Origin of the sequence: Pontibacterium sp., from assembly GCF_964228735.1 — a bacterium.
In the GTDB taxonomy this organism is placed as follows: domain Bacteria; phylum Pseudomonadota; class Gammaproteobacteria; order Pseudomonadales; family Balneatricaceae; genus Pontibacterium.
The window spans coordinates 1-9,974 of record NZ_CAXRBQ010000098.1 but is presented as its reverse complement, the minus strand read 5'-3'; the positions used below and the strand labels follow the sequence as shown (position 1 = coordinate 9,974).

The window sequence follows — 9,974 nt, the reverse complement described above, 5'->3', positions numbered from 1 at the left end:
AAACCGGGCGGGTCCATATAAGCGGTCTCCGACCGCGACAATTCGTTACATCTGTTGGTCGCGCTCAGAGCGCGCTGCTACAAATAGGAAACTAACCCTGGCCGGTCAGATGCTCCAGATACGTCTCCAACACCAGATTCGACCGAGCACCTTTACGCGTAATCACCGAGAAATCGGTTTCGTAATGGAAGGTATCCGGATCAATCGCCCGCATACGGCCTGCGTTCACCCATTGATTGGCCAAGTGAGCCGGTAGGTACCCGATGTACTGACCGGTAAGGATCAAAAACGCGATGCCTTCACGGTCAGTGGCGGTGGCCGTAGCTTTCAGTTGCTGGTGGCAGGCTTTCACCAAAGCGGTTTGGGCGTACGCGGGAACCACTGCATCCCATTCACTCACGTCAATCTCACTGTCGTCCACATCAAACAGCGGGTGGTTGTGGGAGCAATACAGGCGGGAGCGCTCTTCATATAGCGGATAGTAGTTCAGGCCCGCAAGCGCACGCAGCGTTGGTACGATCCCCACATGCAAACGGCCATCTAGAACACCTAGCTCGATATCGTTCGGTGGGATCATGCGGATATTGATCACCACCTCGGGACCTTGCTGCTTGAGTTCCGACAGGGCGTTGGTGATCAGCATTTTCGGCATGGTGACAAGGTTGTCGGTGATGCCGATATTCAGTTCACCCTTCAGCTGGGTGTGCAGGGTGTTTACCTGGGTGCGGAAGTCTTCGATGGAGGAGAGCAGCTGCAGGGTGTAGTTGTAGATCTGCTGGCCTTCTTCGGTCAACGAGAAACCGGAACGGCCACGTTGGCAAAGCCGGAAACCGAGGCGGGTTTCCAGATCGGACATGGCGATACTGATCGCAGCTCGGCTGATGTTCAGTTCCACTTCGGCGGCGGAGAATCCACCACACTCCACCACCACTTTGTAGATGCGCAACATGCGTAGATCTACGTCACTGATCTGCCCTTTGAATTCGCTTTTCTTTGCCATCTGCCCGTTCCACTACGTTATAAAGTTAACTCAAAGATTATCTATCAATTTTATACATATATCTTTAGTTAACCTAGTAGATAACTGTCAGGTAGCGTTATTTACCCCAGTTCAGGAAGATCTCCGGTTTATCCATCACCTCTTCAATACGATGTTTCAATAGATCAGCAAACTCCATGGTGATCATGGAAGAGGGGGTATCTGCCGGGAACATGATGCCAACGCGCAGGAATACGTCGGGTTCGAAGCGACGGAATACCACTTTGCCGGGGCGGGCGTAGGTGGTGTAGCTGTAGGCGGAGATAGGATCCATCACTGATACACCCAGTCCTCGTTCTACAAACTGCAGCGCTGGAATGTAGAAGCGGGTTTGCAGACGCACGTTCATGCGGTGGCCGCTGGCTTCAAACATCTGCATCAGATCGTGGAAGATCATATGGTCAGGGTGCAGGGTGATCATCGGCTCACCGTCCAGCAGCGCCGGCGTGATCACCTCTTCTTGCGCCAGTGGATGGTCAGCCGGGATTGCACACACCGACTTCAGCGCAAACATCTGGTTCTTGCCCTGTGTGGACTGGAGCTTGGACATCTCTGCCAGACCCAGGTCGTACTGGTTGGAGGCGATCCACTCCACCACGGCATCGGAGGTACGGGTTTGCAGGGAGGCCTGAACCTTAGGGTGTTCTTCCAGAAAGTCCGCTAATACGTCTGGCACAAAGAAGTTGGATGGGCCTGGCATACAGCCAATACGCAGGAAACCGTACTGTTTGTTCTGAATGTCCTGAACGGTTTGGCTCACGTCCTGAATACGGGCAAAGATCGCCTCTACCTCCTTGTAGAGGTAGTTGGCTTCAGGCGTAGGGTAAAGACGTTTCTTGTGGCGCTCGAACAGCTGGAAACCGATCTCGTCTTCCAGTGAGCTGATCATCATACTCACCGCCGGTTGGGTACGGAAAAGTTGCTTTGCTGCCTGTGAAACCGAACCGGTCAGCATTACCGCACGAAAGGCTTCCATCTGTTTGAGGTTCATTGCTCTGCCTTAGAATATTAATTCAGCTGATGAGTGGCTTATAAAATTAAGCGTTAAGTTATGTTATATGCGTAACTGAACTGCATGGCAACCGTTGTATCGGGATGAGCAAAACTACGGCGCTTATGTGGGATACGAGCGAAACAGGAGGTGTTTGGTGTGGTGTATTTTTGGTGCTTTGAAGGGATAGAGCGGGGAGGGTAGAACGGCATCCCGGATGCCAACGCAGAGCCGGGAGCCGTGTCAGAAGAGGCGATTACTTCTTGCTAGTACGTGCTGCTTCTTCGGTGTAGATCGCGTAGGTCGCTTTCAGGTCAGAAACCCAGTCAGGACCGTGACGGAAGTCTACCAGTGCGCCGATGTTTTCGTACGCTTTCAGGACTTCAGGATCTTTCATCACTTTCGCAGTTGCTGCAGTCAGCTTGTCTACAACTTCCTGAGGTACGCCAGCAGGTGCGAATACACCGGACCAGCCGCCGAAGCTGCCCTTGATGCCGTACTCAGCGAAAGTAGGTACGCCTGGGAATGCGTCCATCTTCTGGTCCATTACCAGTACGCGTGCACGGTCAGCTTTTACGTGAGGACCGAACGCTGGTGGGAAGGACACAGCAGAGTCGATGTGACCGCCAACAACGGAAACCATGGAGTCAGCAGCACCTTTACCGTGTACGTACTTCACTTTGTAGCCGGACTGGTTAGCGATGATGTTCGCCATGATAGTACCGGAGGAAGACGCACCCCAAGAGCCCTGAGTTACAGTTTTGCTCTGTGCACCTTTGATGAAGTCATCAAAGCTTTTGTAAGGGCTGTCTTTAGCTACAACAACTGCCAGAGGCACCGCAGTGTATTTCACAACTGGGGTGAAGGTATCAAAGTTGTATGGGGTGTTGGTGAAGTTAGGTGTCACCATCATGTTGCTCACACCCGCGTTGATCAGTGTGTAGCCGTCCGCTTTAGCACGTGCAACGAAAGAGGTGCCAACTACGCCGCCACCACCGGTTTTGTTGATAACAACAACAGGTACGCCCAGCTCTTTCTCTACGGCATCAGCCCAGATACGGGTAGTCAGGTCGGAGTCACCGCCAGCACCCCAAGGCACGATCACTTTGATCGGCTTCTCTGGGTAGTCAGCCATTGCAGCGCCCGCTGCGAAGGTCATGGTTACTGCGGTAGCGATGGATAGCAGGGTTTTTTTAGTGCTTTTCATACTAACTTCCTTCGATTTATTTTTATTTACGTTTGTTGTACTTCACAGGGCTCACGGCCTTTTAGTGTGGTTACGTCACCGCCCTGTGAAGGGGTTCGTTTTCCTGCTTAGGCTGGCTTTTCTTCAGCCACCGGCGCAGGGATTTTTGAAGCTTTCCGTTTCACCCGCATGCTTGAGTAAACAAAGAATGCGGACAGTGCGATAAACACCCAGGAGAACGGAGAAGCGAAGAACTTGCTGTAATCGTCACCAACGATGGCAAATGCCTGATCCAGGTTCTGCTCAAGGAACGGTGTCAGGATGAAGCCGATGATGAATACTGCAGGGTTCAGTCCCACCAGTCGCATGCCGTAACCCAATACGGTGAAGGCGATCAGTACCAGGATGTCATCCATGTTCTGGCCCGCGGTGAATGCACCGGTGAAGGCGAACACAGTCACACATGGGAAGATGAAGTAACGCTTCAGGGATGCCATCTTCACAAAGAACTTGAAGCCAGAGCGGGCGATACCCAGCAGGAACAGATCGGTGATCAGGAAGCCTGCGAAGATCGCGTAGATGGTTTCAGTGTGTTCGAAGAAGATCATCGGGCCCGGAGTCAGACCGTGGATCAGGAACGCACCCATCAGCAGGGCTGCAACGTCATCACCTGGGATACTCAGGGTCAGCATTGGAATCATGCTGGAACCACATACTGCGTTGTTGGCAGATTCAGCGGCTGCGATACCCTCTACAGAACCTTTGCCGTATTGCTCAGGGTTCTTGGAAGTACGCTTGCCTTCGCCGTACGCGATGAACGCCGCAGTACTGGAACCCAAGCCAGGCAGGGCGCCGATAAAGGTACCGATACCACTGGATTTCAGGATGGTGCGGAATACCTTTTTGTACTCACCAAAGCTGATGCGGTTGTCCGCAGGGTTTGGCGAATGGGTAATCGCCAGCTCATGGTGTGGCACCTTGCGTCGGCGGATCACATTGATCACCTCTGGCATTACCAGGATACCGATCAGCATTGGTGTAAAGGTGAAGCCACCGATCAGTTCATCGATGCCAAAAGTGAATCGGGAAGAACCGGTGATGGAATCCATACCCACCATTGCAAACAGCATACCCAGACAGCAGGAGAGCAGACCGCGTGGAATGGACTCGCCCGCCATAGAGCCGATTACGGTGAACGCGAACAGCAGCAGGAATACTTTCTCGATCGGACCGGCCTGCAAAGAGATCGCAGAGATCGGCGCCGCGACCAGAATCAGTACCAGCGTTGCCAGCATTTCACCGGAAACAGAGGCAAACAGGGACATGTCCAGTGCCTTACCCGCTTTACCCGCCTTGGTCAGCGCGTGTCCATCCTGAGCAGTCAGGAAGGAAGCCGCGGCCCCTGGTGTGTTAATCAGGATTGCAGAGATCGAGCCGCCATAGATACCGGCTTTATATACCGCCAGCAGCATGGTGATACCGATGATCGGATCAACGTAAAACGTCATTGGCAGCATGATGGCGATCGCCATGATGCAGGAAATCCCCGGAATCGCACCAAAGGTGATACCGATTACAACACCCGCAATGATGCCCAGAATTGGGCCTACTGCCAGGATCGCGCCGAAACCGCTAAGAATATTATCGAACATCTGAATATCTCCCCTTACAGCGTCCAGGTTGGCAGGTACACCCGCAGATACTCACGGGATCCGTAATAGATCAGCACGGGGGTAATAGCAGACATCAGGATGATCGGCAGCCAGTTGCGGCCACCCAGCAGATAAGCAACACCGAGCATGACAAATGGTGTAGTAACCATGAAGCCAAGGTGAGGTACGGCCAGCCAGTACGCGACGAAGATACCTACATAGATAAAAATGCCGGAGAATCCGTCGGTGGTAATCACTTCCTGGCCTTCCATCGCTGCGCCTTTAGACAGTTTCATGAAGGACTGGATAGCGATAGTTGCGGCGAAGATGATGATAAAGCCGGCTACGACACGGGGCAGAAACAGAATGCCCATTTCGCTGTCAGCACCACCCTCAGCAAGGCTGTCGTTTGTCAGGATGATCACCGAAGCGATGATCAAGAACGTCGATAGAACGACGTCTATTTTTCTTCTATCCATTGTAATACCTGAAGTATTTCTTATTTTTATCGACCTGCACCAACCGTTCACACGGTGGCTTTGGTGGGCGTTCTGTACCGCAGTGGTGATTGAATTACCCACGCCATAGGCCGCTGATTTATCCAGTGTAAATAAACCGAATATATATACAATTCGAAAAAATATTTGATTATATAAGTTTGGCTTATGTTTTGAGGCGCACCTCCTGGATAAACAGGGGCGTCTCATTTCTTACTATAGGCAGGAAATATGTAGGGACATTGGCTGAGCGGTTTCCAGCTTTCTATCGAGGGCAGGGCGGAAGCCCGAAAAATACAAACATAAGCAAATCTGATGACATGTTAAATATTTACGATTTGGCATTATGTTTTTCGAAGCAAATAATAAATCGCATCACGGCTCTGACCTGAATCGTGTAAAACGACAGGCCGAACATAACAATAAAAGAAGAACCTCGGTGTACGTATCGTTTGTGACCAAAGACATTACCCGTCTGATCACATCGCATCTCGACCCCTTCTCTTATCCGTTTCGGTAATCCCTGTTGTTGTACACGGGTGACACCCATATCCCGCCACAAGTGGGCATCGGTTACACACTTCAAGATTCAGGCTGCTGTTTGATCAGCACTGTTGCAGTGCGCCGACAAAAGACGAAAGACAAAAGACGAAATCAGGGAAGAACTGGCCCGTGTGCCATTACGCCACCGCGATAGCCAGCTGTAACAACCAATAATAAGTGAGTAAAAGATGATCCAACGCCAACATTCCAATCAACGCATGAGTCAGCTGGTGAGCTTCGCCAACCTGGTTTGGACCGCCGGTCAGGTTGCTAAAGATCCATCCGAAGACATGGCTGGCCAGACCCGTCAGATTTTGGCTCAGATCGATGCGCTGTTGGCAGACGCAGGCACTGATAAGAGCAACCTGATCAGCGCCAACATCTGGGTATCTGATATCCGCCAGTTCGCACAGATGAACGAAGTGTGGGATGCCTGGGTAGACAGTGAAAACGCACCGGTTCGCGCCTGTGTTGAATCTCGTCTGGCACGCCCTGAGCTGCTGGTCGAGATCCAGGTCGTAGCTGCCAATCCTTAAGTTTTTGAGGCGCGGCACTGCTGCCGCGTAGCGTGTATGCAAAGTTCACATATAGGAATACTCGGGGCTGGCGTTGTTGGCCTCGCGACCGCACTGCACCTCCAGAAAGCAGGGTATAAAGTGACGTTGATCGATCGAGAGGCCCCGGGTATGGGCGCTTCTTTCGGCAACGCCGGTCTGTTTGCTGACTATGCCCGCTTGCCATTTTCCAAGTTTGCGATGATGCGCAAGATGCCGGGGATGCTGCTGGATAAAACCAGCCCGCTCTCCATGCAGGGCAGCTACCTGCCTTCTTTAATGCCGTATGGCTGGGAATTCTTAAAAGCCTGTTTCCCAGCGAAGTACGCGAAGGGCAAGGTTGCACTGAAATCTCTGCAGGAACTGACCCGCCAGACAGACCAGGAGCTGTTGGACCTGACCAATGCGCAGGACCTTGTAAAAGCCGAAGGTTGTTTGGGGCTGTTCGCTACAGAGGAAGGTTTTGCCACCGCGCAGCAAGGCGACTTGCAGGAACGTAGAGATCAGGGTGTAAACCTTGAGTTCCTGAATGCCAACCAGGTTCGAGAGCTGGAACCGGACTTAGCTGATTTTCATGCCGGTGGCGTTTTTTATCCTGACACACGGTTCACCGTTAGCCCGGTGGAGCTGTGTCGTCGCTACGCCGACCACTTTACCGCCAACGGCGGTGTGATCCTGCAAAACCAGGTGCAAGCGGTTGAACCGGGCGATTATGACGTAACAGTGCGTCTTACGGGCGATACTGTGAAATATGATCAGGTTGTCGTGTGTACCGGTGTGGCATCAAAAGAGATCCTCGCCAGCATGGGCATCAAGATTCCGATGGTGAGCGAACGCGGTTACCACCTGACACTGGATATCGGTGCTAAAGCGCTGAGTCGCCCGGTGGGTTGGCTGGATAAAGCCGTCTTTCTGACACCGATGGATGGTGGTGTGCGCCTGGCCGGAACGGCTGAATTCGCATTTGCCGATGCACCGCTTAATCCGCAGCGCGCCGATGCAATGCTGGAACACGCCAAGGTGATGCTGGGCAACAACCCGTCGATCAAGTCGACCTGGGTGGGTAGCCGTCCATCAACACCGGACTCGCTGCCAGTAATCGGCACCGTAGACAAGCACCCACGGGTGAAAGTGGCCTTTGGTCATGGTCACCTTGGGCTGACCTTTGCCGCGGTAACCGGCAAACTGATTACAGAATGTGTACAGGGGCAGGCAACCTCAGTGGACCTGACTCCGTTCTCTGCGACACGATTCGCATAAGAGTCTTCGAACGTACTCGTAGATTCGCTAAATAGGATACTGAAATGATTCTTAAAGGTGGAATTAACTACTACGGGATGACCTTGGGCGTAATCTCCCTGGAATCCTACTTCCCGAAGCCAGACGGCCACATCAAGCACCCGGCTAGCTTTGACTTCCCGATCATGTATCACACCGTAAAAGGTGCAACCATCGATCGCCTGATCGGCGAACGTGATCCAGAGCTGCTCAAGCCATTTATCGAAGCAGCACAGCAGCTCGAGCGCGAAGGTGTTAAAGCGATCACCGGTAGCTGTGGCTTCCTGGCCCTGCACCAGAAAGAGATCGCGGATGCGGTAAACGTACCGGTATTTATGTCCAGCCTGATTCAGGTACCACTGGTATCCCGCTTTCTGAAGCGTGACCAAAAGGTAGGTGTGGTTGTCGCGAACAGTGATGCACTGACCGAAGATCACCTAAAAGGCGTAGGCATCGCCGACGAACCAATCGTGGTTGCCGGTATGCAGCACCAGAAGCAGTTTGCTGAAGTGATCCTGCGTGGCGACACCAACGATCTGGATATGGATCTGTTCTACGAAGAGCTGAGTGGTGTAGTCGGCAACATGCTGGAAGAAAATCCAGACGTGGGCGCGATCGTCCTTGAATGTACCGACCTGTCGACTTTCGCCCCAAAACTGCAGAAGCAGTTTGGTCTGCCAATCTATGATCTGACCAGCCTTACCCGTATGGTGGCTGCGGGCGCGGATCGTCAGATCGCTTAAGAGCGAACAAACAGTTCTATCTTCTTTCTTCCTACAGCACGGCTCTTGTTGATAGGCAGAGAGCACCACAAAAGCCGGTTCGGGCTGCACCCTGAGCCGGCTTTTTTATGTCTGCCGTTTCTTTTTTCTACGTCCCCTTTGTAGGGCTGCCTTTGGGCTGCCAGCAGTCCAAAGGACTGCTCAACATACTCTCCATAGACTTTTTCTATTCTAAATACGTGTTTTTAAACCTATTTATTACACCGACCGTAAACACTTTTTCACTATGAATGAAATATCAGAATCACTTATGTAAACGTAAAAAATCTTGAATTGACCCAAACTGGTGCATACGGATAATGCGCGCTTCGCCATTTCAGTTCTCGTGAAAAAGTAATCCGTATAAACGCACATGCAAGCATCAAATCTGCCACAGGGTGGCCTGTTCTGGACCACCTCCGCCTACATCGTTTGGGGCCTGTTGCCTCTGTTCTACCAACACCTGCGTGGGGTAGAAGCGATGGAGATATTTGCCCTGCGTGTGCTGTGGTCCGTTCCACTGATGGCGTTGCTGCTGTGGGTGACTGTTACCCCGTTCCGTGTGTTCAAGCTGTTGATGGACCCGAAGACCTTCTTCTGGTTATTCCTCTCGACCGCGTGTATCTCAACCAGCTGGTACCTGAACACGTGGGGGGCAACCAACGGACAGGTCTTGATGGTGAGTCTGGCGTTCTTCCTGATACCACTAATCAGTATCCTGATCGGCGTATTGTTCTTCGGGGAACGGCTAACGCCACTGCAGCTGATCGCTTTGATTCTCTGCGCAGGCGGATTCCTTTATGCCTGTATGAGCCTTGATAGTTTCCCATGGCTGACCGTGGGTATCGCGTTGGCATTTGGTTGTTACGGCATCATCAAAAAGCAGGTGAAGATCGACACCCTCAACGGCCTGGCCGCAGAAGCCTTGCTGATGGTGCCATTTGCGTTGTTTTACCTGATCGGTATGGCAGGGCAGACCCACTGGGAAGCGGGTGAAGAGAACGTACGTCTGTTGCTGGCGCTAACTGCACCAATGACTATCCTGCCGTTGGGCCTGTTCGCCTTCGGTGTGGCGCGAATGAAAAACCTCTCCAGCATCGCAATCCTGCAGTACATCGAACCAACGCTGTACTTCCTGCTTGCTGTATTCATATTCGGTGAAGCGATCGATATGGAACGTCTGACCACCTTCATGCTGGTATGGGCAGGCTTTATCGTCTTCTCCATCGACGCCCTCCGCCGCGCCAAAATAGCTAAATCCGCCCAGGAGATCGGACTAGAAAAACCGGAGATCTAATCTCCGGTTTCACGTTGTTTAGCTTCGCCTCGAACCTGTAGCAAATGAAATGGACCCGCCCACCTAAGTGCCACAATTAAGTTTGTACCGGCATCACTAGATAGGGGGTCCACTATGAGTAAGATTAGCATCGTTGGTATCGATATCGCCAAGTTGTCTTTTCAATTGCACGGCAT

Annotated in this window: 9 protein-coding genes; 4 read left to right on the top strand and 5 right to left on the bottom strand. The window is 52.2% G+C overall.

The window, feature by feature from the left end:
* Positions 1–91 precede the first annotated feature (91 nt).
* From ACEQ15_RS11095 to ACEQ15_RS11075, 5 genes are all read right to left on the bottom strand, one after another.
* Positions 92–1,000, bottom strand: coding sequence for a LysR family transcriptional regulator (locus ACEQ15_RS11095; RefSeq protein WP_370279254.1), 909 nt, complete (start codon positions 998–1,000; stop codon positions 92–94).
* Positions 1,001–1,097: 97 nt separating this feature from the next.
* Entirely contained in the window at positions 1,098–2,030 is a 933-nt protein-coding gene (locus tag ACEQ15_RS11090) for a LysR family transcriptional regulator (RefSeq protein ID WP_370279253.1), read from the bottom strand.
* A gap of 256 nt (positions 2,031–2,286) precedes the next feature.
* Positions 2,287–3,237 carry a Bug family tripartite tricarboxylate transporter substrate binding protein gene (locus tag ACEQ15_RS11085; RefSeq protein WP_370279252.1) on the bottom strand — a complete coding sequence of 317 codons (951 nt, stop codon included), beginning with the start codon at positions 3,235–3,237 and terminating at the stop codon, positions 2,287–2,289.
* A 107-nt stretch (positions 3,238–3,344) separates the two neighbouring features.
* Entirely contained in the window at positions 3,345–4,868 is a 1,524-nt protein-coding gene (locus ACEQ15_RS11080) for a tripartite tricarboxylate transporter permease (RefSeq protein WP_370279251.1), read from the bottom strand.
* Between the two features lie 14 nt (positions 4,869–4,882).
* Positions 4,883–5,347 (bottom strand): tripartite tricarboxylate transporter TctB family protein, encoded by a 465-nt coding sequence (locus ACEQ15_RS11075; protein ID WP_370279250.1) that lies wholly within the window; start codon positions 5,345–5,347, stop codon positions 4,883–4,885.
* Positions 5,348–6,096: 749 nt separating this feature from the next.
* Here ACEQ15_RS11075 and ACEQ15_RS11070 point away from each other — a divergent pair.
* From ACEQ15_RS11070 to rarD, 4 genes are all read left to right on the top strand, one after another.
* On the top strand, positions 6,097–6,444 hold the full coding sequence (locus ACEQ15_RS11070; RefSeq protein ID WP_370279249.1) for a RidA family protein: 348 nt from the start codon (positions 6,097–6,099) through the stop codon (positions 6,442–6,444).
* A gap of 36 nt (positions 6,445–6,480) precedes the next feature.
* Positions 6,481–7,722 (top strand): NAD(P)/FAD-dependent oxidoreductase, encoded by a 1,242-nt coding sequence (locus ACEQ15_RS11065; RefSeq protein WP_370279248.1) that lies wholly within the window; start codon positions 6,481–6,483, stop codon positions 7,720–7,722.
* A gap of 44 nt (positions 7,723–7,766) precedes the next feature.
* Positions 7,767–8,483, top strand: a complete 717-nt coding sequence (locus tag ACEQ15_RS11060; RefSeq protein WP_370279247.1) for an aspartate/glutamate racemase family protein — start codon at positions 7,767–7,769, stop codon at positions 8,481–8,483.
* 391 nt (positions 8,484–8,874) lie between these two features.
* Complete coding sequence (gene rarD / locus ACEQ15_RS11055) at positions 8,875–9,798, top strand: EamA family transporter RarD (RefSeq protein WP_370279246.1); 924 nt, start codon at positions 8,875–8,877, stop codon at positions 9,796–9,798.
* Positions 9,799–9,974 lie beyond the last annotated feature (176 nt).

Coding starts and splice junctions, on each gene's coding strand:
- ACEQ15_RS11095 (WP_370279254.1), bottom strand. CDS start 1,000: ATGGCAAAGAAAAGCGAATTCAAAGGGCAGATCAGTGACGTAGATCTA.
- ACEQ15_RS11065 (WP_370279248.1), top strand. CDS start 6,481: ATGCAAAGTTCACATATAGGAATACTCGGGGCTGGCGTTGTTGGCCTC.
- ACEQ15_RS11060 (WP_370279247.1), top strand. CDS start 7,767: ATGATTCTTAAAGGTGGAATTAACTACTACGGGATGACCTTGGGCGTA.
- ACEQ15_RS11070 (WP_370279249.1), top strand. CDS start 6,097: ATGATCCAACGCCAACATTCCAATCAACGCATGAGTCAGCTGGTGAGC.
- ACEQ15_RS11085 (WP_370279252.1), bottom strand. CDS start 3,237: ATGAAAAGCACTAAAAAAACCCTGCTATCCATCGCTACCGCAGTAACC.
- ACEQ15_RS11075 (WP_370279250.1), bottom strand. CDS start 5,347: ATGGATAGAAGAAAAATAGACGTCGTTCTATCGACGTTCTTGATCATC.
- ACEQ15_RS11080 (WP_370279251.1), bottom strand. CDS start 4,868: ATGTTCGATAATATTCTTAGCGGTTTCGGCGCGATCCTGGCAGTAGGC.
- ACEQ15_RS11090 (WP_370279253.1), bottom strand. CDS start 2,030: ATGAACCTCAAACAGATGGAAGCCTTTCGTGCGGTAATGCTGACCGGT.
- rarD (WP_370279246.1), top strand. CDS start 8,875: ATGCAAGCATCAAATCTGCCACAGGGTGGCCTGTTCTGGACCACCTCC.